The following is a 25616-nucleotide window of genomic DNA, read 5'->3' as shown; positions in this document are numbered from 1 at the left end:
TATTTTCTCAGGGCGGCGGCTGGCAACAGTACGGTGTGGGCATGACTGTGTGGGACCGACCGGAGCCGCCGGCTCGCCCCGTGCCGCTCGACCGGGAGCGGATCGTCGCCGCCGCCATCGCGCTGGCCGACGAGGGCGGGCTGGAAGCGGTGTCGTTGCGGAAGGTGGCCGGCCGGCTGGACGCCGGCCCGATGCGGCTGTACGGATTCATCTCCAGCAAGGAGGAGTTGTTCGACCTCATGGTGGACGAGGTCCAGGCCGAGATCGTCCCCGCGGAGCGGCCCGGTGACTGGCGGGAGGCGCTGCGCACCCTCGCCCACCGCACCAGGCAGGCCGCTCTCCGCCACGAGTGGCTGGCCGACCTGCTCGGCGGCCGCCCGTCCCTGGGGCCGAACGGCCTCGCCGTGGCCGAGGCCACGCTGGCGCCGCTCGACGGCATGGCCGACATCGACACCGTGATGCGCGCCGTGGAGACCGTCAGCGCCTACTTCACCGGCGCGATCAGACGCGAGATCGCCAACCTGCGGGCCGAGCGCACCACGGGCCTGTCCAAGCTCGACTGGCAGCGCGCCTCGGGCCCGCACGTGACGAGGATGCTGGCCACCGGCCGCTTCCCGACGCTGGCCAAGGCCGTGCACGACGGCACGGACGTGGACGCCGGGACGTCGTTCGAGACCGGCCTGGACTGGGTTCTCGACGGCGTGGCCGCCAGACTCGCCCGGCCGCCGGCGTGAGGCCCGGCGCCCGCCGGACGTGAGGAACTCCTGCCGGGCACCGCGCAGGAGTCGTCCGCCCGCCGTCCGGAGGCCCCTCGAAGCCGGTCCCCGCGGCCGGTTGACCTTGACCTTGGGGCAGGCCGCAGCATCGAGGCGGCCGGGCGGCGTGCCCGGCCCGAGGGAGGGGAGCCCGCCGTGGACTCGCTGACGATCGGGGCCTTCGCGAAGGCGTCCCGGCTGTCGCCGAAGGCGCTGCGGCTGTACGACGAGCTCGGGCTGCTGACGCCCGCGCGCGTCGATCCGCAGACCGGCTACCGCCACTACGCACCCGCCCAGTTGGAGCGCGCCCGGCTCGTGGCGTGGCTGCGGCGGCTGGGGATGCCGCTGGCCCGCATACGGGAGGTGTGCGCGCTGGACGCGCCCGCCGCCGCGCGGGAGGTCCGGGCGTACTGGGCGCAGGCCGAGGCCGCGCACGGGGCGCGGCGGGACCTGGCCGCCTTCCTCGTCGATCACCTGTCCCGGAAGGACTCCGCCGTGAACGACGCGAACACGAACCCGAACCACCGCCTGGAACTGCGCTACGCCGCCCTCTCCGACGCCGGCCTGGTCCGGCCCGGCAACCAGGACACCGCCTACGCCGGCGAGCGGCTGCTCGCCGTGGCCGACGGCTTCGGTGGCGAGGGGGCGCCCGCGGGCGCCGCCGCCGTGGACGCGCTGCGGGAGCTGGAGTCCGGCGACGCCGCGGGCGGCGGCCTGCTGGACGTGCTGCAGGACGCCCTCGACCGGGCCGACGAGACCGTGCGCGGCTTCGCGGACTCGGGCACCACGCTCACCGCGCTGCTGTGGTCCGGGGAGCGGCTGGCCCTCGTCCACATCGGCGACTCGCGGGCGTACCTGCTGCGCGCCGGCGAGCTGTTCCGGATCACGCACGACCACACGATGGTGCAGTCGATGGTGGACGAGGGCCGGCTGACCGAGGCCGAGGCCGCCTCGCACCCCCAGCGGTCGCTGCTCGTACGGGCGTTGGGCTCGGGCACCCGTCCCGCCGGGCGCCTGCCCGACCTGCGGCTGCACGATCCGCGGCCCGGCGACCGCTACCTGCTGTGCACGGACGGCCTGTCCGCCGTCGTGCCGGACGCAGAGCTGCACCGGGTCCTCGCCTCCGGCGCCGGGCCGGGGGAGACGGTGCGGGCGCTGGTCGGGCTGGCCAACGCCGCCGGCGGTCCGGACAACGTGAGTTGCGTGGTCGCCGATGTACAGCAGGCAGCCGCGGCGGCATAGTCCTCACCCATGGGCGAGGAATGGTTTCTGCAGACAGGTCACGGAGTGCGGTTCGACTGGGGACCGGAGGGCGCCCGGCGGGTCGGGGCGCACGTCGCGTGCCTGGTCGTCGTCGACGTCCTCTCCTTCACCACCGCGGTGACGGTGGCCGTCGAGGCGGGCACCGCCGTGCACCCGTACGCCTGGCGCGACGCGACGGCCGCCGCCTACGCGCGGCGGGTCGGGGCGCGGCTGGCCGTGGGGAGACGGGAGGTGACCGAGCGCTCGCCGTGGTCGCTGTCCCCCGCCGCCCTGCGGCGCGCGCCCTTCACCCCGCGGCTGGTACTGCCCTCGCCCAACGGTTCGGCGATCGCCGCCGCGGCCGGGGAGGCGGCGACCGTGGTCGCCGCCTCCTTGCGCAACGCGGGCGCGGTCGGCGCGTGGCTCGCCCGGCACGGCTACGGCGTCCGGGACCGGCCGGTCGCGGTGGTCGCCGCCGGCGAGCGCTGGCCGGACGGGAGCCTGCGGCCCGCGCTGGAGGACCTGCTCGGCGCCGGCGCGGTCCTCGCCGCGCTGCGCGGGCACGCCCCTGCGGTGACGCTGTCCCCCGAGGCCCGCACCGCGGCCACCGCCTGCACCGGGACCCCCGACGTCGCCGCCGCCGTCGCGGCCTGCGCCTCCGGACGCGAGCTGGCCGGCGGCGGCTTCCCCGAGGACGTCGCGATCGCCACGGAGCTCGACGCGGCCTCCGTCGTCCCCGTGCTCGCCGGGGGAGCCTTCTCCTCCGGGACCTCCTCGGAGACCTCCTCGGAGACCTCCTCGGAGACCTCCTCCCGGATCATCGAGGACCGGAACTGACCGCAAGGGTGCGTACAGTCGAAGACGTGAAGGACGCCGGAACACCCCGGCGCCACGACCGGCGCGGACGTCCAGGGGGGCGTCCGAGCGGACGACCAAGGGGAGCGCATGCCGACGGTGGTAAGGAACGAGACGGGTGAGCGGGACGCGCTGCTGGCGTACCTGGAGGCTCAGCGCGGCGGGGTGCGCCGCGCGGTGCTCGGGCTGACCGACGAGCAGGCCGCCTCACGGCCCAGCGTCAGCGAGATGAACCTCGCCGGGCTGGTCAAGCACGTCACCAGGACCGAGGAGTCCTGGGTGCAGGGCCTGCTGCTCGGCCACGAGGACAAGAAGGGCACCCAGGAGGACTACCTCGACGGCTTCCGGCTGGTGGAGGGCGAGACCCTCGCCGGCTGGCTGGACGCGTACGCCAGGACGGGCCGGGAGACCGAGGAGGCGATCCTGGCGCTGCCCGACCTGGACGTCGTGGTGCCGCTGCCGGACGCGCCCTGGAACCCGCCCGGCATGAAGGTCAGCGCCCGCTGGATCTTGCTTCACCTCATCGAGGAGACCGCCCGGCACGCCGGCCACGCGGACGTGATCCGCGAGTCCCTGGACGGCCGGACGGCCTTCGAGCTGGTCGCCGAGGCGGCTCAGCAGGGCAAGCCGATGGGCTGACCCGTCACGCCCCCGGGGCCACCGGTTCCTGCAGCTCCGTCACCCACGTGTCGGGGCGCCCCTCGCACGCCAGGTACAGCTCCCGGGGGTAGCCGAGGGACCGGTGGCCCTGGGCGTCGATCCAGCGGGCCAGCGTCTGCTCGGAGCGCAGGACGTCGTCCATGGAGCCGCGGTGCACGATCGTCGCCGCGCTCTCCAGCTCCGGCAGGTCGACGACCGCGAAGTCGTACCGGCCGTCCGGCCCGACCGCGACCTGCAGCCCCGCGTGGACGAGGATCGCCCCCTCCCCCTCCGGCGCGTCCTCGTAGTACGCGATCCCCGGCCCGACGGGCCGCACCCCTGCCGCGTCCAGCCGCCGGCACAGCTCGTCGTACAGCGGCTGGATGACGGGCCCGATCTGCGCCGGATCGAAGCCGGCCGCGGTCGCCGTCAGCTCCGCGAGCCGCACCGCGGGCACCCTCTTGATCACCGCGTCGTCGGTGGACATCCGTCCCTCGCTCTCGATCGTCCGGAGCCTCGCCTCGACGCCTGCCAGCCGGGCCGCGTCGGCGGCCATCGCCGCCGCGAGCTCGGCGCGGCGCAGGCGCAGCATGCCGCGCAGCTGCTCCGCACTCACCTCCTCGTCGAGGATCGACCGCACCTGTTCGAGCGTGAAGCCGAGGTCCTTGAGGGCGATGACGCGGTTGAGCCGGGCGAGCTGCCCGGCGGCGTACTGGCGGTAGCCGGTGGCGGGGTCGACACGGTCGGGGCGCAGCAGCCCGATGGCGTCGTAGTGACGCAGCATGCGGACCGACACGCGGCCGTGCCTAGCGAAGTCTCCGATGCCGAACATGACGCCTCCGAGTCCAGCGCCTCACACGGTGTGAGGGTCAAGGCGGAACGGCGGATGCCCCGGCGCGCGGTCCGCGCCGGGGCATCCGTGGGAAGCGGCGGTCAGCCGCGCAGCTCCGCGGCGACCAGCTCCGCGATCTGGACGGCGTTGAGCGCGGCGCCCTTGCGGAGGTTGTCGTTGGAGAGGAAGAGCGCGAGGCCGTGCTCCACGGTCTCGTCCACCCGGATCCGGCCGACGTAGGAGGGGTCCTTGCCCGCGGCCTGCTGCGGGGTGGGGATCTCCGACAGCTCCACGCCGGGGGCCGACGCCAGCAGCCCGTACGCGCGCGCCACGCTGACCGGGCGCTCGAAGCGGGCGTTGACCTGCAGCGAGTGGCCGGAGAAGACCGGCACGCGGACGCAGGTGCCGGACACCTTCAGGTCCGGGATGCCCAGGATCTTGCGGGACTCGTTGCGGAGCTTCTGCTCCTCGTCGGTCTCGAAGCGGCCGTCGTCGACGATCTTGCCGGCCAGCGGGACGACGTTGAACGCGATGGGCCGCTGGTAGACCGCGGGCTCGGGGAACTCCACCGCCTCGCCGTCGAAGGTCAGCTCGGTCGCACGGTCGGCGACCTTGCGCACCTGGCCGTCGAGCTCGGCGACACCGGCCAGACCGGAGCCGGAGACCGCCTGGTAGGTGGTGGCGACCAGCGCGGTCAGCCCCGCCTCCTCGTGCAGCGGGCGCAGCACGGGCATGGCGGCCATGGTGGTGCAGTTCGGGTTGGCGATGATGCCCTTGGGGCGGTCCGCGATCGCCTGCGGGTTGACCTCGGAGACGACCAGCGGGACCTCGGGGTCCATCCGCCAGGCGGAGGAGTTGTCGATCACGACCGCGCCCGCGGCGGCGACCTTGGGGGCCAGCGCCTTGGAGGTGGCGCCACCGGCCGAGAAGAGCACGATGTCGAGACCGGAGTAGTCCGCGGTGGCCGCGTCCTCGACCGTGACCTCGCCGTCCTTCCAGGGCACGGTGCGTCCGGCCGAACGGGCCGACGCGAACAGCCGCAGCTGCTCCACCGGGAAGTCGCGCTCGGCCAGCACCTTGCGCATGACACCGCCGACCTGGCCGGTGGCTCCGACGATTCCGATCCTCATCCGGTCTCTCCGATCAGTGCGTGCGTACGGTCCCGAGTATCCCCCGATGCGGCGAGTGCCCGGAGTGCCGTCCCGAGGGACGGGCGCCCGGCGGGCAGCAGCGGCAGCCGCACGTCAGGGGTCGGGATGCGTCCCTGTGCGTGCAGCACCGCCTTGATCACCGTGGGGTTGGGCTCGGCGAAGAGGGCGGCGGCGAGCCGCGCGAGCGCCTGCCCGCGTGCCGGATCGTGGAAACGGGCCAGCTCCACCCACTGCTCGGTGGCGAGGTGCGCGGAGGCGGCGATCGCCCCTTCGGCGCCCAGGGCGAGCAGCGCCGGCGCGAAGACGTCGTCCCCGGCGTAGAGCGGCACCTCCCCCACCAGGAGCACGGTGTCCTGGTCGATGCCGCCGACGGCGTGCTTGAAGCCGGCGACCCCGTCGATCGCGGCGAGCCGGCGCACCGTGTCGGCGGTGAGGGCGAGCCCGGTGCGGTAGGGGATGTTGTAGACGACCAGCGGCACGGCGGACGCCCGGGCCAGCGCCTCGAAGTGCGCGACGACGCCGTCCTGGGAGGGCCTCACGTACGACGGCACGGACACGAGGGCGGCGTCCGCGTCCAGCTCCGCGAGTTCCGCCGCGGCCCTGCGGGTGTCCGTCCCGCCGGCCCCCACGGTGCACCGCAGCCCGCGCTCGCGGCACACCCGTCCCACGGTCTCCCGGACGACCGCCTTCTCGGCCTCGTCCAGCATGGCCGCCTCGGCGGTCGTCCCCAGCGCCACCAGCCCGGCGACGCCCCCGTCGGCCACGTCGTGCGCCAGCCGCTCCAGGGCGCCGGCGTCCACGCGGCCGGCCCCGTCGAAGGGGGTGATGAGCGGTACGTGAATACCCATGCCCTCGAGCGTGGGCCCACAGCACCCTCAAGGTCCAGTTAATAGTCCTTCATCGCACCGGTAAGCAGTGCTGCACTAAGGCACATCCCCTAGCCTCGGGCCCCATGAGCGACGACCAGTTCGAGATTTCCGCGGACCCCGCCCGCATAGACGTGGCCCTGGTCCACCACTGGCTCTCCACCGACGCCTACTGGGCCCTCGGCCGCCCCCGCGCCGTCCAGGACGCCGCTATCGCCGCCTCCCTCAACTTCGGCGCGTACGACAGGGAGACCGGCGCCCAGGTCGCCTGCGCCCGCGTCGTCACCGACCACGCGACGTTCGCCTGGCTCTGCGACGTCTACGTCACGCCTGAGGCACGCGGCCGCGGCCTGGCGACCGCCCTCGCCACGGCTGCCCGCGCCCACCTCGAGGGCCTGGGCGTACGGCTCGTGCTCCTGGCCACGCACGACGCGCACGGGGTGTACGCGAAGGTGGGGTTCACCCCGCTCGCGGAGCCGGGGCACTGGATGGCTCTGGGGTTGTGACACCGCCGCTCGGCGGCCGGCCAGCGCCCCGGCGGGTGCATCGACTCAGCCCGCCGGTACGGGTGCGGAAGCCGCCTCGCTCTCGGCTACGACCGGCGCGCCGGCCTGCCCCGCGTACGTGTCGGTGGTGCGCCTTTGAGTCAGCCTCCGGTCGCACCAGTCGCCGATCCGATTCCAGGGATCCCAAAGCGCTCGCCGAGGTTTCGCCGGGTGACTCACGGCCGCAGCCCGCTTCATGGCCCAACGGTGCAGAACAATCCGGCTGCCGAGGCCACGGCGCCAGGACAACAGCAGATCCGCGGCCTCGTCCACCGACGGTGCCGGTCTGTCCAGGACAAAGCCGCTCTGCTCCACCGCCTTCAACACGTCGGCGATCACCGGCGCGGCAGCCCACGCGGCCTCATCGAGCTTCCGGCCACCGCGGCGCAGTTGGGCGAGCCGCCAGCCGGCACGCATCAGATCTGTGTGCGCCGACTGCACGCGTTTGAAGTCCAGATAGGTCCGCAGATCGGCGTCCGCCCCGAAGGTCGCACCCGTGCAGGCCGCCTCAATCCGGGTCTTCCAATGCTCGACGACCACACGCTCCTGCTCCTCTGGATAGCGCATGAGGTACAGGTGGGTGGCCAACTCGTAAAGCGGGTCGCCGATTCGGGCAAGCTCCCAGTCGATGGTCCACAGGTTCTTGTCGTCATCGACGACGAAATTATCGCGATGCAGGTCGCCGTGAATGAGAACATAGGGACGGTCGGTCAACTCGCATGAGCTGTCCTCCAGCTCGGCGAGCAACCTGTCCGATACGCCGAAATCAGCGAGCAAGGAACGAAAGGCCGCGATCCCGTTGTCGTGAGCAGAGGATCGGATGAATTCCAGCAACCTACGGAAGAAGAACCTCGAACCATTTGATTCCTGTTCGCGCGGGCAGTTACAGACCCGCTCGATGGAGATTGCATCGTCGGTGTCGATCCGGCACAGAGATTCGAAGACCTCCATGATCTGGTCGACATAGAGGGCGTCAAGCCCCTCCGGCCCCTCGGGGATCTCTCTCAGCGTGCGCCCTTCGATGAAACTGTGAACAGGTAGCTCGGGGTTGGGGTCGACGACCCGGGGAATCCTGGGGACCCGGCCCACCAAGAAGTCGAGCACGGGTTCCTCAAATTTAAAACATCGCTGGTCGTACCGAATGATGCCCGATCGCCGGACACGCACTTTGACCCAGGGAATCCGACTGCCCGATCCGGAATCGCGCGATGTGCGCACGGCATATGCCTCGTGATGATGCCCCCCGAGGGGGCCGACGACGGTTCCCCCCAACTGCGCAGCCTTGCGATGGACAGTCCTAGACACCGGCTTCCCTGACCTAGTTCGAAACAGCCGATGCTAGTCTCGCGCAACCTCGGGTGAAGGCAATTCGCGAACACGCGCCTGACGAACGACGGAAGACGTTCGGCGCACCTCACCCCCCGTAAAGTCCCCGCCGGCGAACACCTTCTCTGTATTTTTATGCACTTCGCACGTGAAGGCGTGCCGGTCTTTGCATACTTATGCCGACAGGGTGTCGGGGCATCCCCCACGTCACTTTGACCCAAAGGGGTGACTTCACCCGGTCTGACCTGACAGCTGACCAATCTGCCATTTTCCGCCACGCGCCGCTCCGCAGGCCCGCCCGCTCCCTGACATGCAACCGGAACGTACGCCCTGGACGGACGCGGGAGGCTCAGCAGCGATACTCCCCGAGCTCAGCCAGGTGATGGACCAGCGGAATACCCGGATATCTGTCGGTAAGCACGGTGTTTCCGTCCGGGTTCTGGAAACCCAGGAACCGCACGCCCGCACTGAGAGCGGCTTCTACGTCATCCGGCGAGTCTCCTATCATCAGGACCTTCGCCCTGTCCACGGGGCCGAAATCAGAAAGAGCCCGTTCAATACAGTCCGGATCCGGTTTCAATTTCGGTTTCCGAGGACGGCCGCCCCGCATCCCCGGGCGGCCATGAATGCGCTCCCCGAACTCCTTGGCGATGTCGCATATTTCGAGATGCCGCCGAACCGCCTTCTCGGAGTTGTTTGTGGTGATCGCCATCGGCACCCTCCCGTGCAGGGATCGTACGAGCTCCACGGCCCCGTCCGTCGCCTTGGCCCCCTCAACGGCCCGGCGTTCCCATTTCGTGAGACGCCGCTCGAGCCGTGCTACGTCACGGGGATCCTCCCATTTGTCGACCGCACCCTTGAATATGTCCACAGGGCTCTGGCGCTTCCCGATGGGAACGGTGTCCAGGGCCGGGAGTCGCTCCCGCTCGATGAACGTCCAGAGTTCACGAGCCACGCTTGGGGCGGATACCGTGGCGAACAGATGACACAATGGGCCGTCGAAGTCGAAGAGAACGCCCGCCACATCGTGCAAGGCCTGGCGTGGGGAACAAGAAGCACGCGTCATCCGCGGCCCGCCGTCAGAGGTCACTCAGTGAGTGTGATTCCGCACCTCGCCCTGCGCCAGAGTGCACCCGCACTTGACGCGAGACCCTCACCACTTCATGCCCTCCAGCTCCGCCATGTGAGAGATCACCGTCCCGACACCTTCCGAGGAAAGTTCAACCCGCTTTCGCTCCTCGTCACGCGAGTAACCGACGAACCTCATCCCGACACTGCGCGCGGCGCGGGCATCACGCCAGGAGTCCCCGACGAAGACGCAGCCCTCGGGCGAGGTCCCCAACCTGTTCATCGCCAATCGGAGCATGTGGCCGCTGGGCTTCATCAGGCGCGCGTCCCCAGGACGGCCGATGATCGGGCCGTCAAAGGCCTCCAGCAGTCCCGCGGCACGCAGGAAGACCCGAACGGCGGCCTCGGTGTTGTTGGTCACGACGCCAAGCCGGATCCCCTGCTCTCGCCAGGACCTGACCACCGGCGTCAAACCCTCCGTCATCACCGCTGACGCCGCCGCCGTGACTTCCTCCTCCGCGAGGAGTTGATCCAACTCGACGGCCAGGCCCGGCGCATACGCCGAGGGATCACTCGCCACGACCGCCAGGAGTGCGTGGGGGTCATCAAAAGCCTCGATAGCCGGCGCGAGCGGCGCGTACGAACGCATCTGCTCTTTCAGCGCCTTGGCCACGTTCTCCGCGGGGTGATGAGCGAAGACGCGACAGATCGGCCCATCGAAGTCCAGCAGGACATTTCGGTCCACTCCAGACGTCAGTTCGATTGGGCGATCGTCCTCCACAGGGAATCGAACCACTGTCGACATGTACTGAATTGTTCCGATCCCTGGGCGTAGAGTTCCGCTCCCACACCGAGCACGTCGTAGATCTCCATCGACGTGCCGTCATTGAGGGCGACGTTGCCTTTCTGGACCGCGTAGTAACCCTGCAGGCCGCGATCGCCGTTCAGCAGATAGACCTTGGTCGTGGGGGTGATCGGAACCTTCCTGGTCTCGATCGTCACGGAGTCGACGCACCCACGGGTCTCGAGATCGGTGAGCAGGTTGCTCAGCAGTCGCATGTGCAGGTCTATCAATCCCGCCAAGCGCTCTCTCGGACGGGGATCCTCGGGGTCGTCGACGCTCTTCGGGATCGCGAGGAACGCGTGGGGGCTGGGGAGGAGCAGCCTGACGGTGATAGAGGAAGGCCGCAGCTCTCCTCGCAGGATGCGGCCGACGGGTTCCAGGAGCGCGCCGTTGAGGGACTCGCTCGTGAGGCAGTAGGCGTCGATCGTGACGTGTTCGTCCGCGAAGGCCTCCACCAGGGCGTCCGCCAGTTTGACCGTGGCCGAAACAGGCTGCTCCGGTGCGCCGTTGGCATGTGCCGGTGTCGGGTTGCGCCAGTTTCGGGCGAAGACGCCCTTGCCCTGGATTGACGCTACGTAACCCTCATCCTGGAGCTCCCTGAGCGCCCTCTGGACCGTGGCGCGGGCGACGTCGAACTGTTTCACCAGCTCAGCCTGGGTGGGGAGTTGGCCGTCAACAGGGATCTCGCCGGCCTCGATCCGGTCACGCAGCGAATCGGCCACGCGCTCCCACTCACGCCTGGCGCCATTGGCTGTTCGCCCACCGGTCACAGAAGAAGCCTACATCTTCAAGTCAGGCAAGTGGAGTTGACTGCGTCGAGTTTATGGATCTGTAGTCAACGGGGACAACATAAACATGAACACAGTCAACTGGCCCAGATAGCAGTCAACTTAGGCCAGTTGGCACCTACCAGGGGCCGCAGCCTCTCCGTCCCGACGATGCGCCGGGGATGACCGCGGCTGAGAGTGCAGCGCCACGACGCTTCGCACGCATCAGCAGCACCACGCTTCCGCTCAGCCACCTGCCGACCCACGGGTCAACTCTGTCTCCTTCCGTGCTCTACGCGCGGAGGAACGATCCCGCGCGCCTCGAAGGAGTGAATCGCTATGCCCGCTCTCGCTCTGTGCGCCTTCGCGTTCGAGCAGCTCGTCCAGTGGCGGTACGGCGCGGCCGGCGCCTTCGCCGTCGGACTGTTCACGGTGGGCCACAAGGCCCGGAACACGACGTTCACGTGCGTCGGACTCGCGGTGATCGCGCTGCTGCTGGCCCAGTAGGGCCGGTGCGGCAGCGGGCCCGCGCCTTTCGGTCGGCCACCTGGGAAGGGGGTGGGTCATGTTGTGGGGTCATCTGACGGCGGCGCTGCTGGAGCAGTACCTGGCGTGGCAGTACGGGCCGTTGATGGGGCTGGGCGTGCTGCTGGTGGCCGCCGGGCACAGGGCGCGTTCCAGTTATGCGATGTGCGTCGGCGGGGTGCTCGTCCTGCTGGTGCTGATGTCGTACGGACACCGCTAGCCGCCGCTAGAACGTGTCGATCGGCCAGGGCCTGCGTGCCGTACGGAACAGCGCGTCGACGCGGGCCGCGCCGCCCGGGTGGGACTCCGTGACGGCGCCCGTGACGGTCAGGCGGGCCGCGGACTCCTCGCCGAGGTAGAGGGAGGCGAGGGCGGCCGCAGTGAGGGAGACGTCCGGGGCGGCGGAGGGGGCCGCCTCGGCGGTGGCGGTGCCGTCGGCGGCGGCTTCGAGGCGGAAGCGGCCGGCGGCGTAGCCGTCCGGGTCGGCGACGTCGAGGACGACGGAGCCCGGCGCCGCGTAGGTGCGGGCCGACAGCGCCCGGGGCACGTCCAGCAGCCGCAGCCACAGGAAGTCGCTGGTGGAGTGGACGTGGGCGGCGCGCGGGTCGTCCAGCAGCAGCGGCAGGACGTCGTCCTGGCCGCGGAAGCCGGTGCGGACGGTCGCGACCCAGTCGACGGCGAGCAGGTAGCGCCACAGGGCGCGCTCGGCCTCGGGGGTCGCGGCGATCAACTCCCGCACGGTGACCGGGACCTTCGGGAACATCCCGTGCCAGGTGTCCTCGGCCGTGTACGCGGCCAGGCCGTCCACGCGGCCGGAGGCGTCGCGGTAGAGGACGAAGATCGGTTCCTTCCAGGGGAAGGAGGGGTTGACCACCGTCCCGGTGGCGTACTCCCAGTTGCGCTCGGTGCGGTTGATCGCGCCGGGGTGGCGCAGCCGCACCCGGTCGTGGAGCTGCGGTCCGAGCTTGAGGACCTCGGACGGGTCCGACAGGTCGACGCGGCCGCTGTCGGACGGCGGCCCCTGGGGGCGGCCGGCGCGGGCGGTGTCGACCTCCCACTCGGTGATCCCGGCGGCGGGGCCGAAGCCGAAGCGGCCGTAGATCCGGTACTCGGCGGCGACGAGGATCGCGACGGGCTCGCCACGGCGCACGCAGGCGTCGAGTTCGGCGGCCATCATGCGGGAGGCCAAGCCGCGGCGGCGGTGCGTGGCGGTGACGGAGACGTTGGTGATCGCCGAGGCGGGCAGCACCGCTCCGCCGGACACGGTCAGTTCGCGGGGCATGCTGCGGAAGGTGGCCACGCAGCGGCCCTCGTCGAAGGCGCCCTGGGTGCGGTCGAGGTCCGTCTGGGAGCGGCGGAGCGCGATCTCCTCCTCCGTCACCGACGGCGGCCGGTGGAAACCGGTGTTGACGGCGCGCAGCCAGCCGGGGAAGTCGGACTCGCCGATCGTACGGACCTCAAGGCTCATGTCCCGCACGGTAGGCGGACCCAGGCCCCGGCCGCATCCGGTTTTCGCCACGCTGCCGTCAGTCGCCCGCCAGCAGGTCGTCGACCCGGGCCTCGCCCTCGCGGTAGCGGCGGGCGATCTCGGTGCTGCAGCCGTCCACCGTCCGCTGCAGGGACTGCCGGCAGCGCGAGACCTGCTGCTCGTGGCGGACCAGCCGGCCCATCGCGTCGTGGAGTTCCTGGTCGGTGCGGGCCTCGAGGTCGGAGAGCTGGACCTCGGCGAGCATCTCTTCGGCGAGCTGCCGGTAGCGCTCGCTGTGCGGGGTGCCCAGGGTGACGTGGCGGGCGGAGGAGCGGTGCCGGGACGGGGTGTCGGTGAGGATCTCGGAGAGCCGGTCGAGCACGGGCGCGTCCGGGGCGGTGCGCCGGGCGACTTCGGCGCGGAGGATGTCGATCCGGCCCTGCAGGAGCCGCCGCAGGTAGGAGAGGTCGGCCTCCTCCAGCTGGGCCTCGCGGCGCGCGGTGCGCAGCCCGTCGAGGGTCAGGCCGACGAGGTCGGGCTGGGGGGTGCCGGCGGTGAGGGGGGAGCGCGGGCCCGGTGCCTTGAGCATGCGATCGCCTTCCGCCGTGCCGGTCGTGATGCTGTGCTTCATCGCTGTCCGTCCCCTCGTCCCCCACGTCGGGCAGACTTCGATCGTGCCACCGAGTAGCTGCGTCGCGCAGGCACCTGCACCCGAACGGCGGCTCCGGACAGTTGTGCGTGAGTCCAAGCGGGCGTACGGCCCGGGTGCCGCGCGCCCCCGCCGGGCCGGGACAATGGCGGCATGCGTGCGGTGGCCCAGCGGGTGAGCGAAGCGAGTGTCGTGGTGGACGGCGAGACGGTCGGCGAGATCGCGGGTCCCGGCCTGTGTGTGCTGGTGGGGGTGACGCACGACGACACTGCCGAGAAGGCGGCCCAACTGGCCCGGAAGCTGTGGGGGCTGCGCATCCTGCCCGGGGAGAAGTCCTGCTCGGACATCGCCGCGCCGCTGCTCGTGATCTCCCAGTTCACCCTCTACGGTGACGCCCGCAAGGGGCGCCGCCCCACGTGGAACGCGGCGGCGCCCGGCCCGGTCGCCGAGCCGCTGGTGGACGAGGTGGTGGCGCAACTGCGGTCGCTGGGCGCCCATGTGGAGACGGGCCGGTTCGGAGCGGAGATGAAGGTCTCGCTCACGAACGACGGCCCGTTCACGGTCGTCCTGGAGATGTGAGGCACGACCCTCAGGGCCGGTCCCTCACGGCGCGCCCCTCACCTCACGGCGCGACGACCGTCTCCTGGCTCGCCGCCGTCCCGTCCGCGAGCAGCGTCGCGTCCACCGGGGTGTTGCGCTTGATCACGGCGAGGGCGATCGGCCCCAGCTCCCAGTGCCGGGCGGAGGAGGTGACGGTGCCGACCGGGCGGCCGTCGGGCCCGTCCGCGGCGAGCCGTACGGGCGCGCCGTGGCCGGGCAGCTTGACCTCGCTGCCGTCGAGGTGGAGGAAGACCAGGCGGCGCGGCGGCCGGCCGAGGTTGTGCACCCGCGCGACGGTCTCCTGGCCGCGGTAGCAGCCCTTGTCGAGGTGGACGGCGGTGTCCAGCCAGCCCAGCTCGTGCGGGATGGTGCGGTGGTCGGTCTCCAGGCCGACCCGCGGGCGGTGCGCCTCGATCCGCAGCGCCTCCAGGGCCAGCACGCCCACCGGGGTGCCGAGCTGCCGCGGCAGGTCCTCCAGTTCGCCGCGCGGCACGAACACCTCGCGGCCGTACGGGACCTCGCGCACCGGCCAGTCCCCGGGGACGGTGGCGATGCTGCCCGCGGGCAGGTGCACGACGGCGTACTCGCCGGTCCGGTCGGAGACGTCGACCTGGTAGAAGAACTTCATGCTCTCCAGGTACGCGATGAGCTCGCCCTGCGTGCCGGACTCGACGTGCATCCAGGTGGTCGTACCGTCGTCGACGAGGTAGAGGGCGTGCTCGATGTGGCCGTGGGCGGAGAGGACGAGCGCCTCGGTGGCCCGGCCCGGCGGGAGGTCGCTGACGTGCTGGGTCAGCAGCAGGTGGAGCCACGCGAGGCGGTCCTGCCCGGTGACGGCGACGACGCCCCGGTGGGAGAGGTCGACGAAGCCGTCGCCGCCCGCCAGCGCGCGCTGTTCGCGGAAGAGGTCTCCGTAGTGCGCGGCCACTCCCTCGTCCGGGCCCTCCGCGGGGACGGCACCGGGGAGCGACAGCAGGGGACTGGTCGTTGTTTGGCGCTGCATGCCCACCACCCTACGTCCGGTTACTTGAACCCTCAGGCGTTCGGGGCTGCCCCGCGCAGTCCGCGCAACGGCCGAAGATCGCGAAGTGCTTCATGTCGGTCTCGAAGCCGTACGTCTCGCGCAGCCGGGCCGTCAGCGGCTCGGCGACGGAGACGTCAGCCTCGATGACGGACTCGCAGTCCCGGCACACCAGGTGCATGTGGTGGTGGCGGTCGGCGAGGTGGTAGGTCGGGGCGCCGTGTCCGAGGTGGGCGTGGCTGACCAGGCCCAGCTCCTCCAGGAGCTCCAGGGTGCGGTAGACCGTGGAGATGTTGATCCCGGAGGCGGTCTTGCGCACCTCGGTCAGGATGTCGTCGGGGGTGGCGTGCTCCAGCTCGTCCACAGCCTCCAGGACAAGCTGCCGCTGCGGCGTCAGTCGGTAGCCGCGCTGCCTCAGGTCGCTCTTCCAGTCCGTGGTGACCACGAGGACAGTCTAGGCAAGGGAAAGGGGGATCACGGCGTCGTGATCCCCCTCGGCGGCCTTCCGGCCGTACGTCTCAGCGGAAGAAGGCGATGCCGTCGTCCGGGAGGTCCCCCAGGTCCTTCGCCCACTCGCTGGGGTTGACGACCTTCTTCAGGTGCGCCGACATGTAGGGGCGGAGCGGCACCTCGGGGGTGGCCTTCTCGCCGACCCACATCAGGTCGCTCTTGACGTAGCCGTACAGGCGCTTGCCGCCGCTGTACGGGGGCGCGTCGGCGAGCCGGGCCACGGCGTCGGTGACGAGGTCGATCTGCGGCTTGGCCTCGGCGAGCTCGCCGTACCAGATCTCGATGACGCCGTCGTCACGGGTCATGGTGACCTCGACCTTGCGGTCCTTGTCGACGCGCCAGAAGCCGGACTCGCTCTCCAGCGGCTTCGCCGGCTTGCCCTCGGCGTCCAGCACCCAGGTCTTGGAGGTGTACTCCAGGAACGACCGCCCGTCGTGGCTGAAGATCACCTCCTGCCCGAAGTTGCACTTCTCGTCGCCCGGGAAGTCGAAGACGCCCGCGCCCTCCCAGGTGCCCAGGAGGAAGGCGAGGGGGACCAGGTCGGGGTGCAGGTCGGAGGGGATCTCGATCATGTTCAGCGCTGTCCCTGGTAGAGCTTCTTGACGACCAGAGCCGAGAACGCGATGACGCCCAGGCAGACCAGGACGAGCAGGGTGTCGAAGAAGAACTCAAGGGGGCTCACGAGCGTGCTCCTCGGGCATGCGCGGACGGTCGGCGGCCCGGTGGGGCCGGCTACGAGTCTAGTGGGCGGGTGCGGGCGCGGCCGCGTGAGGTCTCCCCACACGCCGCGCCCGCACCCGGTCGCCCGCGTACGGGCCCGGTCAGCCGAGCAGCTGCGCCTGGAGCAGCACGGTCTGGTGGAACGGCACGGCGGGCTGGGTGCCGGCCTTGGAGAGGACGACCACCGCCAGGACGTCGCCGGCCTGGACGTAGCCGTAGCGGACGTGCTCGGCGCCGCGCGGTTTGTCCTCGTCGAAGAGGGAGGGGTGCAGCTCGGGGTCGTCGAGCCAGGTCGACTCCCACTCCTTGTCGTAGTCGGCCGAATCCGCCTGCGCGGGGGTGCCGTCCACGACGAACGTGTCCTTGGCGTCGCCCGAGTAGCCCTCGGTTGCGAACTGCAGCAGGTAGACCTCCGCGCGGGTGCCGTCGCCCATGGTCCAGGCGCGGGCGGCGATGTGCCGGAGGGTGTTCTGCTCCAGGGCCGCGCCCAGCTTCTTGCGGTCTCCCTTGGGGTAGAGCTCCAGGAAGTCGCCGGTCGGCAGCCACCCGGTGGCGCCCGGGAAGTCCTTGTCGACCTTGGCCCCGGCGGGGGCCGGGAGCAGCAGGGTGCGGACGTCCGCGTAGTGACGGCGGGGGCGGTTCCGCTCCGTGTCCAGCGCGCGGGGCTCCCCCGCGGGGAGCTTGGGCAGCTTCAGCGCGGGGTACGTCCAGCGGCCGTCGTCCGGGGTCTCCAGACCCGGGATCTCGGTCCGCTCGGGCTGCGTGACGGCGTACGCCGCGGCTCCGCCGAGGGCCGCGAACACCACGACGGCGGCCGTCCACCGCAGGGCGGCCCGCAGGACCCGCCGCTCCCGCAGCGGCTTCCGCCGAACGGGGGCGACGGCCTCGGGGGCGGCGGCTTCGGGGGTGGCGGCCTCCGCCGGCACCCCGTCCGCGGGCACGGGCTCGGGCTCGGGCTCGGTTGCCGGTGATGCGTCCGGGGACACGGCCTCCGCCTCCGCCACGACGGCCTCCGGGGCGGCGACTTCGGCCGGCACCCCGTCGGCGGGCTCGGGCTCAGGCTCGACGGCCTCCGGGGCGGCCTCGGCGGACACAGCCTCCGCGGAAGCCTGCGCCGCGACGGCCTCGGGCTCGGCTGCCGGCTCGGCGCCCTCCGCCGGGGCGGCCACGGGGCCGGCGTCCGGGAGGGTCTCCGCCGCCGGGGCGGCGGACTGCGCCGGGATCTTCACGTCGTCTCTCTGGGTCTGCTCGCTCATGCGGCCTCTCCCGGGTCCTGTACGCGGTCGAGCTGCTGCTTGAACAGATCCGCGGCGTCGTCCTTCTCCAGCGGCGAGGTGCCGGAGACGGACATGCGGATGGTCAGGTCGCCCTCGGTCGCCTCGCAGATCATGGTGTCGAGCTCGGCGCCGGGCTTCTTCGGCGGCAGTACGCAACGCGCCTTGTCGTGGCCCTCGATCCTCGGCCCGTTCCTGAAGACTCCGAGCGCCTTGGTGAACTCGGTGAAGAACTCGGTTCCGGCGCGCGCCGCGCGCTTGTTCTTCATCTGCACGATCTGCGTCTCGAAGACGGCCGCGCCCATCGCCTCGCGGTACGTCCGCAGGCCGACGCCCTGGATGTGCAGCCCCGCCACGGTCTTGTGCAGCCGGTCGCGCTGTTTCTTCGGCAGCCCGGCGAGGTCGCCCTCGAACACGGCCACCGCCTCCTTGCCGGTGAACTCGGCGTCGTTGCCGAACTCGCCGACGTCCGGGCCCGGCATGTAGGTGTCGGGCACGGGGAGCAGCAGCTTGCCGAGGGTGCCGTAGTGGCTGCCGCCGGACTGGGTGCCGTACTCGCCGGTCTTCTTCGGCTCGGGGGCCTTCCAGGTCTGGTGGCTCGCCTGCTTGCCGTCGTCCTTCTGGTGCTGCAGCACGGCGAAGCCGATGCCGCCGCCCGCGACGACGGCGACCAGCGCGGCGGCGATGCCGAGCGCGAGGCCGCGACGGCCGCGACGGGGCGCGGGTGCGGACTCGGGCGCAGGAACGGGCACGGGGACGGTCTCCGGCGCGGTGGTCCCGTCCACGGGCTCGGGCCCCTCGACCGGCGCAGGCTGCGCTTCTGACGGGGCCGCCGGCGCGTCGGCACGGCCCTCGGACTGCGGCTCCGGCTGTGACTCCGGCCGCGACTCCGCGGGGACAGGGGTGTTCTCGTCGCTCACAGCCGCTCCCACTGCCGCTCGGCCAGGGACATCATGGTGGACTTCTTGATCGGCCGTTCCGAGTTCACCCAGATGTCCATCATGACCGTGCCCTTCCGGGCCAGGGCGCGGGCCGTGTACAGGGGCAGGTAGCCCGCCTTCGTCCAGGGCTTGGAGTAGACCCACACCCTGCCGTCGAAGGCGCCGGGGATGGCGGACCCGGTGTTGCCCGCGTACTTCTTCTCGGCCATGTAGCTCTGCTGCCCGTCGAGCATGTCGTCGGTGTAGGTGCCGCTCTCGTCGCGGAACTGGATCAGGCGGACCTCGGTGGTGGTGGTCGTGGCGTAACCGCCCGTCCGCCACACGGAGACGGCGGCCCTCCGGAAGTCGTTGCTGTTCAGCTCGCTGAACATGTGGTCCGGTTGGTCGAAGCTGTCCGCGTACTCGTACAGCGACATCCAGTGGTCGTTGCCGGTCTGGCCGTCCAGGTCCTTGGCGCCCTTCGGCCGCTTCAGCAGCAGCTTGCGCAGGTCCCCTTCGGACGTGACCAGCGTGTCCTCGGCGGCCGTCAGCGGCTTCGCCGCGGGGGCGGCGCCCCTGGGCTGCACGAGCTTGTGCTGGGCCAGCGGCGGGAGCGGGGTCTCGGGGCGGTCGTACTGGATCTGGTATCCCGTGCCGGCGCCCGCGAGGACGCCGAGGACGGCCGCGCAGGCGATCAGCAGGGTGGTCCGGCCGCGTCTGCGCGGCGGGCGGACGGGGGGCCCGTCCGGAACAGGTGCGTCCTGTTCCGGGACGGGGGTGTCCTGGGACAAGGGGTTCTCCACTGGCGTGTTCGTGGGTGGGTGGGGCCGGCGTGCGGGCCGGCCCGTACGTTCGGTGTGCCGTGCGGCTCGGCTCAGCGGCCGGTCTTCAGGCGCCGGTACTGCTGGTCGAGGAGCCGCGCGAGCAGGTTCTTGCCGGGGGTCTTCGCCCCGGTGACGGAGAGGGTGATGTGCACGTCGCCCTGGTGGGACAGGACGATCACCGAGCCGGTGCTCTCCGCGGAGGAGGACGACAGCCGGTAGGCCTTGCCGGGGGTGCCCGAGGACGGCAGCGTGATCCGGGTGCCCTCGTAGTAGAAGCCGTCGTAGTAGGCCGTGGCGGAGCCGGCGCTCGCGAAGCGGACGAGCTGCGCGGAGACCTCGTAGTCGCCGTCAGCGGTGAGGTAGGTCCGCTGGGCCGCGGCCTTGAAGCCGCCTGCGGCCAGGGCCCGCTTGACGTCCGCGGAGTCCGCGACCTCCGAGCGGGACAGCTCGGTGCCCTGCTCGTCGCCGTAGACCTCGGCGTCCGCCGGCGGGGTCAGCAGGAAGTAGCGCAGGTCCCCGCTGTGCCTGCCGTTCGCCACGGTGCCCTTGAGGGTGTGGGCGGGCGAGGGCGAGGCCGTCGCGCTCCGGCTCGGGGAGGCCGTCGGCGACGGCGTCCCCGGTCCTGTGGTTCCCGGATCCGCGCTGCTCGGCGCGGTATCGGCCGGGAACGCGGACGCGGACGGCGATGAGGACGATGAGCCGAACGCCACGACGGCCCCGGCAGTCAATGTCGTGAGCACAACAAGTCCGGCAATCGTGGCGATCACGACGCCGGTACGCGATTCAGTACGCGCTTCCACAAGCCCCCCCGGGCAGAAATCCGCAGCAGGCGCGCTGATCGCGCCTACGCGGCGAACGCATTATTGTCGAGCGTCGGCAAACGCTCCCAGTGTTTTTCCTGTGAGACCGGCCACCCTAAGGTATGAGCCATGGCGAAGAAGCTCGTGATCAAGGTAACCGCAGGTGCCGACGCTCCCGAACGCTGCTCCCAGGCGTTCACGGTAGCGGCGGTGGCGGTCGCCAGCGGCGTCGAGGTGTCCCTCTGGCTGACCGGTGAGTCCTCGTGGTTCGCGCTGCCGGGACGGGCCGCGGAGTTCGAGCTGCCGCACGCCGCGCCGCTGCCCGAGCTGATCGACGGGATCCTTGCGGGGGGCCGGATCACGCTGTGCACGCAGTGCGCGGCCCGCCGCGACATCACGGAGGCGGACGTGCTCGACGGCGTCCGGATCGCCGGTGCGCAGGTATTCGTCAGCGAGGCCATGGCCGACGGTACGCAGGCACTCGTCTACTGAGCCGCCGCGCCCCGCGTGCGCGCACCAGGTGCGGTGGGCGCGTGGCCTCCCCCGGGGGTCAGCGCTGGTCGCGGTGGTCGTCGCGGCGGTCCAGCTCGCGCCACCACTCGTCGGAGGTCGCGTCGCCGGTCTCGTCCCACCAGTGCTCGTCCGGGCCCCTGCGGTTGGCCACCACGGCGGCGATCGGCGGGATGACCATGGCCACCACGCACATCCCGACCGCCACCGGCACCGACCACAGGCGCACGAGACTCCACGCCAGGACGAAGAGCAGGACGCAACTGCCCATCATGGCGTAATACCAGCGACGACGACGCCTCGTGGACACCCTTCCACCGTACGACCCGAAGGGCCGCACTCCCAGTCGGTGGCCCGGTGGGAATGTGCGGCCCTTCGTCGTACGCGCTGCCGTGGGTCAGACGGCGATGGCGACCTCGGTGAGGTCGCCCTGCTGGGCGACGACGGCGCGGTCCACCGTCGCGCCCGGCACGAGGGCGCGCAGCGTCCACGTCCCGGGGGCCGCGAAGAAGCGGAACTGGCCGGTCGCCGAGGTCGGCACCTCGGCCGTGAACTCGCCGCCGCCGTCCAGCAGCCGGACGTAACCGGTCACCGGCTCGCCGTCGCGGGTCACGGAACCCTGGATGATCGTCTCGGTCGCCACGTCGATGCCGGCCAGGTCCGGGCCGCCGGCCTTCGCTCCACACATGGTGCTGATTCCTCCGGGTCGGGGTCTCGGGTCTCGGGGCTTACTTCGCGGCGCCGAGCTCGATCGGCACGCCGACGAGGGAGCCGTACTCGGTCCAGGAACCGTCGTAGTTCTTGACGTTGGGCTGGCCGAGCAGCTCGTGCAGCACGAACCAGCTGTGCGCGGAGCGCTCGCCGATGCGGCAGTAGGCGATGGTGTCCTTGGCCAGGTCCACACCCTCGCCCTCGTACAGCTCCTTCAGCTCGTCGTCCGACTTGAAGGTGCCGTCGTCGTTGGCCGACTTCGACCACGGGATGTTCCGGGCGGTCGGGACGTGGCCCGGGCGCTGGGACTGCTCCTGGGGGAGGTGGGCCGGGGCGAGCAGCTTGCCGGAGAACTCGTCGGGCGAGCGGACGTCGACCAGGTTGAGGCTGCCGATGGCGGCGATCACGTCGTCGCGGAAGGCGCGGATCGAGACGTCCTGGGCCTTGGCCTGGTACTCGGTGGCCGGGCGGGACGGGACCTCGGAGCCGTCGACCAAGTCGCGGGAGTCCAGCTCCCACTTCTTGCGGCCGCCGTCGAGGAGCTTGACGTCCTGGTGGCCGTAGAGCTTGAAGTACCAGTACGCGTAGGACGCGAACCAGTTGTTGTTGCCGCCGTAGAGGACGACGGTGTCGTCGTTCGCGATGCCCTTCTCCGACAGGAGCTTCTCGAAGCCGGCCTGGTCGACGAAGTCACGGCGCACCGGGTCCTGGAGGTCCTGCTTCCAGTCGATCCGGACGGCGTTCTTGATGTGGTTCTTGTCGTACGCCGACGTGTCCTCGTCGACCTCGACGATGACCACCTTCGGGTCGTCGATCCGGGCCTGGACCCAGTCGGCGTCCACCAGGACGTCACTGCGGCTCATTGCTGTCTCCTCCGGGGCAGTTGCGGAATGTCACGGCGCACGGACGGGTGCGCAGGGGGGCCGGGCTGCGCTGCGCGGGCGCGCCACGGCATGAGCGCGGGGAAGGGTGGGGCGGAGTGCGGCGCCGGGAGACGGCGCGGGGCCCCTAGGGGACGCGACAGAGCATGGCGGCGACACGGCACAGGTCGACTGCCCGCCGCTTCGTGAGGTCCGCCTGTCGCTTCATGGCCTCGATCGTAGGGAAGGGGACCGGCCGGTGTCACCGGCGGTCCGTATCCCGAGATGAGATTGTCCGTACTTCGAGATGAACTTCGGGTGCCGCACCTCCGCCCGATAGCCCGGGGCCCGCCGGCCGCCGCGTCGGCTGCGGAGCGGACGCCGACGTCTCACTGGGCGAGAACGACCTTCTTGCCGGTCGCCGCGATGTCGATGCCGTCGGCGGTCGCGGTGACCGACGTGAGCTCGATGCCCTCCGGCAGGCCCGTCAGCGCGCGGGTGAAGTCGATCCGCTCGCGGATCAGGTCCTCCACGACCGGGGGCAGCGAGTCCAGTCCCGGTATCTTGCCCGCGGTCAGCTTGATCTTGCCCTTGCCGGCCACGGCGACCTCGCTCACCACGCTGCGCTTGATCGTGCCGACCGGGGTGGAGACCTCCACCCCCATCTTGACCTGGCCCTTGCCGTTCGCCGAGGTGCCGCCGTAGCCGATCGTCACGCCGCTGGGGGCGGCCTTGGCCAGGTCCTCGTAGCTGACCAGGGCGGTGCCCTCGGCCGTGTCGGCGACCGCGCTGCTGAAGCCGTCGCCCAGGCTCACCCCGTGCAGGTCGGCCCGGAAGCGGGCGACGCGCAGCGTCTCGCCCCCGGTGCCGGCGGCCTGCACGCCGTCCGCCGTCACCTCGACGTCGTCGAGCTTCTTGGCCAGCACCTGCGTGAGGAACGGGAAGCCCTTGATGTCGATCCCCGGCGGGGAGGTCAGCCCCAGCGTCGTCTTCGCCCGGTCCGCCGCCTCGGACTCCGCGAAGTGCACGGCGATCCGGTCCGCCGCGACGAACAGGCCGCCGAGGAGCACGAAGAGGACGAGCAGGACCTTCAGAGTGCGCATGCGACAACCCCCGAGTCGGTGTTCGGACCGACCCTAGTCGGTGTGTCAGCCCAGCAGTGCCCGGGCGGTCACGTAGACCGCCGGGGCCGCGGCGGTCAGCGGCAGCGCCACACCCGCCGTGAAGTGCACGAACCGGGACGGGAAGTCGTAGCTGGCCACCCGCAGGCCGATCAGCGCGCAGATCCCGGCGACGAGCGCGACCGGCGCCGCGTCGGAGGTCTCCAGCTGCCCGAGGGCGACGCCGCTGCCGGTGGCGGCCGCGAGCGCGACGAGGACCGAGACCACGCCGGGCAGCGGGATCGCCCGGGCGAGCGTCGCGACGGCGACCGCGACCACCGCGGTCACCACGGCGTCGGTGCCGCGCGGGTCGGCCGTCGTCGCCAGGAATCCGGTGGCCAGGATCGTGATGAGCGTCGAGGCGGAGGTCGCGGTCAGCGAGGAGAGCCGCTCCTCGGGGGTGCCGCGGTGGCGCAGCTGCAGGACGAGGACGAGCAGCAGCCAGACGCCGAGGGTGCCGATGATCACCGCCGGGGCGTTGTCCACCCCGTCGGCCAGCACGGCGACCTCGGCGGTGACACCCGCCAGGAAGGCCAGCACGATGCCCTGCCGGGCCGGCCACATGCCGTTCAGCCGGAACCAGCCGGCCGCGGTGACCGCCTGCAGCAGCACGCCCGCGGCGGCGAGCGCGGGGCGCCCCAGCAGCGCTCCGCCGGCCAGCAGCAGCGCCAGGGCGGCCGTGACGAGGGCGGGCTGCATGCCGGGGGCGATGATCGGCGAGCCGGCGCGGGAGGCCTGCCGGCGCCGGGCGGCGCGGCCGCCGCCGGGAGGCGGCTCCGGGGCGCCGTCCACGGGCGGGAGGAGGGCGGTGGTGTCGTGCGCGGGCATCGGGCCCGCGCCGCGGTCGTACCAGTCGTGGTTGTCGGTCACGTGCTCATCCTCCCGCGAACGGCGGGAGCACCTCGACGGTGCCGCCGTCGGCCAACCGCACCCCGGCGTGGTCCCGGGTGCCGACGGGGTTCCCGTCGACCAGGAACGAACAGTTCGCCAGGACGCGGGCGAACTCGGGGCGGGACGCGTGGCGCTCGCGCGCCGCGTCCAGCGCCTCGGCGAGGGTGCCCTCCCGGTACGGCTCCTCCGCGGCGCCGGCGGCGGCCTTGGCCGCGGCCCAGTACCGGATGGTTCCGTGTGCCGCCATAGCGGTCCTTCCGTTCGCCCGTGCGGGTCCTGCCGCGGTCCATGATGGCGCAGCGCGGGCGGGGCACGTCGGCCGGGCCCGGTCCGCGCGGCGGCGGACGGGCCGGCGGGGTCAGGCGGACGGGCCGGCGGGGTCAGGCGGGCGGGCCGGCGGGGCGGGTGCGGGCGGCCGTCCACACGGCGATGCGGCGCAGGAGGTCGGGCGCCGCGGCGTTCTCGGCGTGGCCGAACCCGGGCTCGATCCACAGTTCGGCGGCGTCGCCCGCGGCCTCGGCCAGGGAGAGCGGGTGGTCGAGCGGGAAGTAGCCGTCGCGGTCGCCGTGCACGACGAGCAGGGGTGTGGGCGCGATGGAGCGCACCGCCTCGACGGGCGGCACGGGCACGGGGTCCCAGTCCCTGTCGTGGATGCGCGTGTGCAGCAGTCCCCGGGAGACCAGTCGTCCCACGGGCTGGGTGATCGCCCAGTGCACCCGGCGCATCGGTGCCGTACCGCGGTAGTACCAGCGCGCGGGCGCGCTCACGGAGACGACGGCGTCAACGTGCGCCCCCTCGTGCGCCGGTTTGCGCCCCGCGTGCCGCAGGACGACGGAACCGCCCATGGAGAAGCCCACCGAGGCCACCGCGGGGTGACCGAGCCGCCGTGCCCAGCGCACCGCGGCGTCCAGGTCCAGGACCTCGCGGTCGCCGACCGTGGAGCGCCCGCCCGAGCGGCCGTGCCCGCGGAAGGAGAAGGTCACCACGCCACCGACGCCGTCCACCCGGGCGAAGGTCTCCGCCGCCCGGACCACGGCCGGCCGCTCCAGTGCGCCGGTGAAGCCGTGCGCCACGACGATCGCGAGCCCCCCGGGCGTCGTCCCGGGCAGGTACGCGGCGTCGATCGGCACCCGGTCCTCGGCCGTCAGGACGGCCCGCAGCCCCCCGGAGACGATCGACGGGACACTCGACCGCACGGCGGCGGACTCACTCACGGACTCCATGTGGGCTATTCTCTTTGGTCAAGAGGATCCGGGCAGCGTCGCCCCCGGGTCCTTTCGTGC

The 25616-nt window shown here is 71.7% G+C and carries 33 protein-coding genes; 9 read left to right on the top strand and 24 right to left on the bottom strand.

The features are described from left to right. Window positions 1-41: 41 nt before the first annotated feature. The 4 genes from ACZ7MY_RS36835 to ACZ7MY_RS36820 all read left to right on the top strand — a co-directional run bounded on the left by ACZ7MY_RS36835 (window position 42) and on the right by ACZ7MY_RS36820 (window position 3491). The gene (locus ACZ7MY_RS36835; protein WP_499608989.1) at window positions 42-734 is read left to right on the top strand and encodes a TetR/AcrR family transcriptional regulator; all 693 of its coding nucleotides are present in this window, start codon (window positions 42-44) and stop codon (window positions 732-734) included. Between the two features lie 177 nt (window positions 735-911). Next, on the top strand, window positions 912-1997 hold the full coding sequence (locus ACZ7MY_RS36830) for a MerR family transcriptional regulator (protein ID WP_499608987.1): 1086 nt from the start codon (window positions 912-914) through the stop codon (window positions 1995-1997). Between the two features lie 9 nt (window positions 1998-2006). Continuing rightward, window positions 2007-2834, top strand: a complete 828-nt coding sequence (locus ACZ7MY_RS36825) for a 2-phosphosulfolactate phosphatase (RefSeq protein ID WP_499608985.1) — start codon at window positions 2007-2009, stop codon at window positions 2832-2834. Window positions 2835-2942: 108 nt separating this feature from the next. Continuing rightward, complete coding sequence (locus tag ACZ7MY_RS36820) at window positions 2943-3491, top strand: DinB family protein (RefSeq protein ID WP_499608983.1); 549 nt, start codon at window positions 2943-2945, stop codon at window positions 3489-3491. 4 nt (window positions 3492-3495) lie between these two features. On the opposite strand, the gene ACZ7MY_RS36815 is transcribed toward ACZ7MY_RS36820, so the two are convergent. From ACZ7MY_RS36815 to ACZ7MY_RS36805, 3 genes are all read right to left on the bottom strand, one after another. After that, window positions 3496-4323 (bottom strand): MerR family transcriptional regulator, encoded by an 828-nt coding sequence (locus ACZ7MY_RS36815; RefSeq protein ID WP_499608981.1) that lies wholly within the window; start codon window positions 4321-4323, stop codon window positions 3496-3498. Between the two features lie 101 nt (window positions 4324-4424). After that, on the bottom strand, window positions 4425-5453 hold the full coding sequence (locus tag ACZ7MY_RS36810; protein ID WP_499608979.1) for an aspartate-semialdehyde dehydrogenase: 1029 nt from the start codon (window positions 5451-5453) through the stop codon (window positions 4425-4427). Then, window positions 5450-6322, bottom strand: coding sequence for a dihydrodipicolinate synthase family protein (locus ACZ7MY_RS36805; protein WP_499608977.1), 873 nt, complete (start codon window positions 6320-6322; stop codon window positions 5450-5452). Before ACZ7MY_RS36805 ends, ACZ7MY_RS36810 begins: the two co-directional genes overlap by 4 nt. Window positions 6323-6426: 104 nt before the next feature. Between ACZ7MY_RS36805 and ACZ7MY_RS36800 the strand changes: the two genes are divergently transcribed. After that, window positions 6427-6846: a GNAT family N-acetyltransferase gene (locus ACZ7MY_RS36800; protein WP_499608975.1), complete on the top strand. Its 420-nt coding sequence runs from the start codon at window positions 6427-6429 to the stop codon at window positions 6844-6846. 45 nt (window positions 6847-6891) lie between these two features. On the opposite strand, the gene ACZ7MY_RS36795 is transcribed toward ACZ7MY_RS36800, so the two are convergent. The 4 genes from ACZ7MY_RS36795 to ACZ7MY_RS36780 all read right to left on the bottom strand — a co-directional run bounded on the left by ACZ7MY_RS36795 (window position 6892) and on the right by ACZ7MY_RS36780 (window position 10845). Continuing rightward, window positions 6892-8190 carry a phosphotransferase gene (locus ACZ7MY_RS36795; RefSeq protein ID WP_499608973.1) on the bottom strand — a complete coding sequence of 433 codons (1299 nt, stop codon included), beginning with the start codon at window positions 8188-8190 and terminating at the stop codon, window positions 6892-6894. 370 nt (window positions 8191-8560) lie between these two features. After that, entirely contained in the window at window positions 8561-9277 is a 717-nt protein-coding gene (locus ACZ7MY_RS36790) for an HAD family hydrolase (protein ID WP_499609101.1), read from the bottom strand. A gap of 87 nt (window positions 9278-9364) precedes the next feature. After that, complete coding sequence (locus ACZ7MY_RS36785; RefSeq protein ID WP_499608971.1) at window positions 9365-10084, bottom strand: HAD family hydrolase; 720 nt, start codon at window positions 10082-10084, stop codon at window positions 9365-9367. Further along, a complete protein-coding gene (locus ACZ7MY_RS36780; RefSeq protein ID WP_499608969.1) occupies window positions 10033-10845 on the bottom strand; it encodes a GntR family transcriptional regulator in 813 nt (270 codons plus the stop codon). The genes ACZ7MY_RS36785 and ACZ7MY_RS36780 overlap by 52 nt, the downstream gene beginning before the upstream one ends. Before the next feature lie 384 nt (window positions 10846-11229). On the opposite strand from ACZ7MY_RS36780, the gene ACZ7MY_RS36775 reads away from it, so the two are divergent. After that, window positions 11230-11397, top strand: a complete 168-nt coding sequence (locus tag ACZ7MY_RS36775; RefSeq protein ID WP_179280085.1) for a hypothetical protein — start codon at window positions 11230-11232, stop codon at window positions 11395-11397. Between the two features lie 58 nt (window positions 11398-11455). Continuing rightward, entirely contained in the window at window positions 11456-11635 is a 180-nt protein-coding gene (locus tag ACZ7MY_RS36770) for a hypothetical protein (RefSeq protein WP_499608966.1), read from the top strand. Window positions 11636-11641: 6 nt separating this feature from the next. On the opposite strand, the gene ACZ7MY_RS36765 is transcribed toward ACZ7MY_RS36770, so the two are convergent. Beyond that, window positions 11642-12883, bottom strand: a complete 1242-nt coding sequence (locus ACZ7MY_RS36765) for a GNAT family N-acetyltransferase (RefSeq protein ID WP_499608964.1) — start codon at window positions 12881-12883, stop codon at window positions 11642-11644. A gap of 58 nt (window positions 12884-12941) precedes the next feature. Continuing rightward, complete coding sequence (locus tag ACZ7MY_RS36760; RefSeq protein WP_499609098.1) at window positions 12942-13472, bottom strand: RsiG family protein; 531 nt, start codon at window positions 13470-13472, stop codon at window positions 12942-12944. Between the two features lie 213 nt (window positions 13473-13685). Here ACZ7MY_RS36760 and dtd point away from each other — a divergent pair, with 213 nt between their 5' ends. Further along, window positions 13686-14111: a D-aminoacyl-tRNA deacylase gene (gene dtd, locus ACZ7MY_RS36755; protein ID WP_499608962.1), complete on the top strand. Its 426-nt coding sequence runs from the start codon at window positions 13686-13688 to the stop codon at window positions 14109-14111. Window positions 14112-14154: 43 nt separating this feature from the next. Here dtd and ygfZ read toward each other — a convergent pair whose 3' ends face one another. From ygfZ to ACZ7MY_RS36720, 7 genes are all read right to left on the bottom strand, one after another. Then, entirely contained in the window at window positions 14155-15135 is a 981-nt protein-coding gene (gene ygfZ / locus ACZ7MY_RS36750) for a CAF17-like 4Fe-4S cluster assembly/insertion protein YgfZ (RefSeq protein ID WP_499608960.1), read from the bottom strand. A 10-nt stretch (window positions 15136-15145) separates the two neighbouring features. Beyond that, entirely contained in the window at window positions 15146-15598 is a 453-nt protein-coding gene (locus ACZ7MY_RS36745; protein ID WP_499608958.1) for a Fur family transcriptional regulator, read from the bottom strand. Between the two features lie 73 nt (window positions 15599-15671). Further along, window positions 15672-16235, bottom strand: a complete 564-nt coding sequence (locus ACZ7MY_RS36740; RefSeq protein ID WP_499608956.1) for a heme-binding beta-barrel domain-containing protein — start codon at window positions 16233-16235, stop codon at window positions 15672-15674. A gap of 249 nt (window positions 16236-16484) precedes the next feature. After that, window positions 16485-17639: a hypothetical protein gene (locus ACZ7MY_RS36735; RefSeq protein WP_499608953.1), complete on the bottom strand. Its 1155-nt coding sequence runs from the start codon at window positions 17637-17639 to the stop codon at window positions 16485-16487. Next, on the bottom strand, window positions 17636-18577 hold the full coding sequence (locus tag ACZ7MY_RS36730) for a hypothetical protein (RefSeq protein WP_499608951.1): 942 nt from the start codon (window positions 18575-18577) through the stop codon (window positions 17636-17638). The genes ACZ7MY_RS36735 and ACZ7MY_RS36730 overlap by 4 nt, the downstream gene beginning before the upstream one ends. Then, a complete protein-coding gene (locus ACZ7MY_RS36725; RefSeq protein WP_499608949.1) occupies window positions 18574-19368 on the bottom strand; it encodes a hypothetical protein in 795 nt (264 codons plus the stop codon). Before ACZ7MY_RS36725 ends, ACZ7MY_RS36730 begins: the two co-directional genes overlap by 4 nt. Before the next feature lie 83 nt (window positions 19369-19451). After that, window positions 19452-19940 (bottom strand): hypothetical protein, encoded by a 489-nt coding sequence (locus ACZ7MY_RS36720; RefSeq protein WP_499608947.1) that lies wholly within the window; start codon window positions 19938-19940, stop codon window positions 19452-19454. Window positions 19941-20330: 390 nt separating this feature from the next. Here ACZ7MY_RS36720 and ACZ7MY_RS36715 point away from each other — a divergent pair, with 390 nt between their 5' ends. Continuing rightward, window positions 20331-20693 (top strand): DsrE family protein, encoded by a 363-nt coding sequence (locus ACZ7MY_RS36715; RefSeq protein ID WP_499608945.1) that lies wholly within the window; start codon window positions 20331-20333, stop codon window positions 20691-20693. A gap of 58 nt (window positions 20694-20751) precedes the next feature. Here ACZ7MY_RS36715 and ACZ7MY_RS36710 read toward each other — a convergent pair whose 3' ends face one another. The 8 genes from ACZ7MY_RS36710 to ACZ7MY_RS36675 all read right to left on the bottom strand — a co-directional run bounded on the left by ACZ7MY_RS36710 (window position 20752) and on the right by ACZ7MY_RS36675 (window position 25556). Continuing rightward, entirely contained in the window at window positions 20752-20985 is a 234-nt protein-coding gene (locus ACZ7MY_RS36710; protein ID WP_499609096.1) for a hypothetical protein, read from the bottom strand. 123 nt (window positions 20986-21108) lie between these two features. Beyond that, window positions 21109-21399: a DUF1416 domain-containing protein gene (locus tag ACZ7MY_RS36705; RefSeq protein ID WP_499608943.1), complete on the bottom strand. Its 291-nt coding sequence runs from the start codon at window positions 21397-21399 to the stop codon at window positions 21109-21111. A 40-nt stretch (window positions 21400-21439) separates the two neighbouring features. Next, window positions 21440-22285, bottom strand: coding sequence for a sulfurtransferase (locus ACZ7MY_RS36700; RefSeq protein WP_499608941.1), 846 nt, complete (start codon window positions 22283-22285; stop codon window positions 21440-21442). A gap of 145 nt (window positions 22286-22430) precedes the next feature. Further along, window positions 22431-22511 (bottom strand): putative leader peptide, encoded by an 81-nt coding sequence (locus tag ACZ7MY_RS36695; RefSeq protein WP_354797803.1) that lies wholly within the window; start codon window positions 22509-22511, stop codon window positions 22431-22433. Window positions 22512-22671: 160 nt separating this feature from the next. Then, window positions 22672-23385 (bottom strand): LmeA family phospholipid-binding protein, encoded by a 714-nt coding sequence (locus ACZ7MY_RS36690; RefSeq protein WP_499608939.1) that lies wholly within the window; start codon window positions 23383-23385, stop codon window positions 22672-22674. A gap of 45 nt (window positions 23386-23430) precedes the next feature. After that, window positions 23431-24312, bottom strand: coding sequence for a hypothetical protein (locus ACZ7MY_RS36685; protein WP_499608937.1), 882 nt, complete (start codon window positions 24310-24312; stop codon window positions 23431-23433). Window positions 24313-24316: 4 nt separating this feature from the next. Beyond that, entirely contained in the window at window positions 24317-24580 is a 264-nt protein-coding gene (locus tag ACZ7MY_RS36680; RefSeq protein WP_018559654.1) for a MoaD/ThiS family protein, read from the bottom strand. 133 nt (window positions 24581-24713) lie between these two features. Continuing rightward, complete coding sequence (locus ACZ7MY_RS36675; protein WP_499608934.1) at window positions 24714-25556, bottom strand: alpha/beta hydrolase; 843 nt, start codon at window positions 25554-25556, stop codon at window positions 24714-24716. Between the last annotated feature and the right edge of the window lie 60 nt (window positions 25557-25616).

The sequence above is a fragment of the Streptomyces sp. NPDC111520 genome, from assembly GCF_055635295.1.
The sequence above is the reverse complement of the archived record's forward strand: the minus strand, read 5'-3'. Positions and strand labels throughout refer to the sequence as shown.

Coding starts and splice junctions, on each gene's coding strand:
- ACZ7MY_RS36835 (WP_499608989.1), top strand. CDS start 42: ATGACTGTGTGGGACCGACCGGAGCCGCCGGCTCGCCCCGTGCCGCTC.
- ACZ7MY_RS36825 (WP_499608985.1), top strand. CDS start 2,007: ATGGGCGAGGAATGGTTTCTGCAGACAGGTCACGGAGTGCGGTTCGAC.
- ACZ7MY_RS36820 (WP_499608983.1), top strand. CDS start 2,943: ATGCCGACGGTGGTAAGGAACGAGACGGGTGAGCGGGACGCGCTGCTG.
- ACZ7MY_RS36815 (WP_499608981.1), bottom strand. CDS start 4,323: ATGTTCGGCATCGGAGACTTCGCTAGGCACGGCCGCGTGTCGGTCCGC.
- ACZ7MY_RS36810 (WP_499608979.1), bottom strand. CDS start 5,453: ATGAGGATCGGAATCGTCGGAGCCACCGGCCAGGTCGGCGGTGTCATG.
- ACZ7MY_RS36805 (WP_499608977.1), bottom strand. CDS start 6,322: ATGGGTATTCACGTACCGCTCATCACCCCCTTCGACGGGGCCGGCCGC.
- ACZ7MY_RS36800 (WP_499608975.1), top strand. CDS start 6,427: ATGAGCGACGACCAGTTCGAGATTTCCGCGGACCCCGCCCGCATAGAC.
- ACZ7MY_RS36790 (WP_499609101.1), bottom strand. CDS start 9,277: ATGACGCGTGCTTCTTGTTCCCCACGCCAGGCCTTGCACGATGTGGCG.
- ACZ7MY_RS36785 (WP_499608971.1), bottom strand. CDS start 10,084: ATGTCGACAGTGGTTCGATTCCCTGTGGAGGACGATCGCCCAATCGAA.
- ACZ7MY_RS36775 (WP_179280085.1), top strand. CDS start 11,230: ATGCCCGCTCTCGCTCTGTGCGCCTTCGCGTTCGAGCAGCTCGTCCAG.
- ACZ7MY_RS36770 (WP_499608966.1), top strand. CDS start 11,456: ATGTTGTGGGGTCATCTGACGGCGGCGCTGCTGGAGCAGTACCTGGCG.
- ACZ7MY_RS36765 (WP_499608964.1), bottom strand. CDS start 12,883: ATGAGCCTTGAGGTCCGTACGATCGGCGAGTCCGACTTCCCCGGCTGG.
- ACZ7MY_RS36760 (WP_499609098.1), bottom strand. CDS start 13,472: ATGCTCAAGGCACCGGGCCCGCGCTCCCCCCTCACCGCCGGCACCCCC.
- dtd (WP_499608962.1), top strand. CDS start 13,686: ATGCGTGCGGTGGCCCAGCGGGTGAGCGAAGCGAGTGTCGTGGTGGAC.
- ygfZ (WP_499608960.1), bottom strand. CDS start 15,135: ATGCAGCGCCAAACAACGACCAGTCCCCTGCTGTCGCTCCCCGGTGCC.
- ACZ7MY_RS36740 (WP_499608956.1), bottom strand. CDS start 16,235: ATGATCGAGATCCCCTCCGACCTGCACCCCGACCTGGTCCCCCTCGCC.
- ACZ7MY_RS36735 (WP_499608953.1), bottom strand. CDS start 17,639: ATGAGCGAGCAGACCCAGAGAGACGACGTGAAGATCCCGGCGCAGTCC.
- ACZ7MY_RS36715 (WP_499608945.1), top strand. CDS start 20,331: ATGGCGAAGAAGCTCGTGATCAAGGTAACCGCAGGTGCCGACGCTCCC.
- ACZ7MY_RS36710 (WP_499609096.1), bottom strand. CDS start 20,985: ATGATGGGCAGTTGCGTCCTGCTCTTCGTCCTGGCGTGGAGTCTCGTG.
- ACZ7MY_RS36705 (WP_499608943.1), bottom strand. CDS start 21,399: ATGTGTGGAGCGAAGGCCGGCGGCCCGGACCTGGCCGGCATCGACGTG.
- ACZ7MY_RS36700 (WP_499608941.1), bottom strand. CDS start 22,285: ATGAGCCGCAGTGACGTCCTGGTGGACGCCGACTGGGTCCAGGCCCGG.
- ACZ7MY_RS36695 (WP_354797803.1), bottom strand. CDS start 22,511: ATGAAGCGACAGGCGGACCTCACGAAGCGGCGGGCAGTCGACCTGTGC.
- ACZ7MY_RS36690 (WP_499608939.1), bottom strand. CDS start 23,385: ATGCGCACTCTGAAGGTCCTGCTCGTCCTCTTCGTGCTCCTCGGCGGC.
- ACZ7MY_RS36680 (WP_018559654.1), bottom strand. CDS start 24,580: ATGGCGGCACACGGAACCATCCGGTACTGGGCCGCGGCCAAGGCCGCC.
- ACZ7MY_RS36675 (WP_499608934.1), bottom strand. CDS start 25,556: ATGGAGTCCGTGAGTGAGTCCGCCGCCGTGCGGTCGAGTGTCCCGTCG.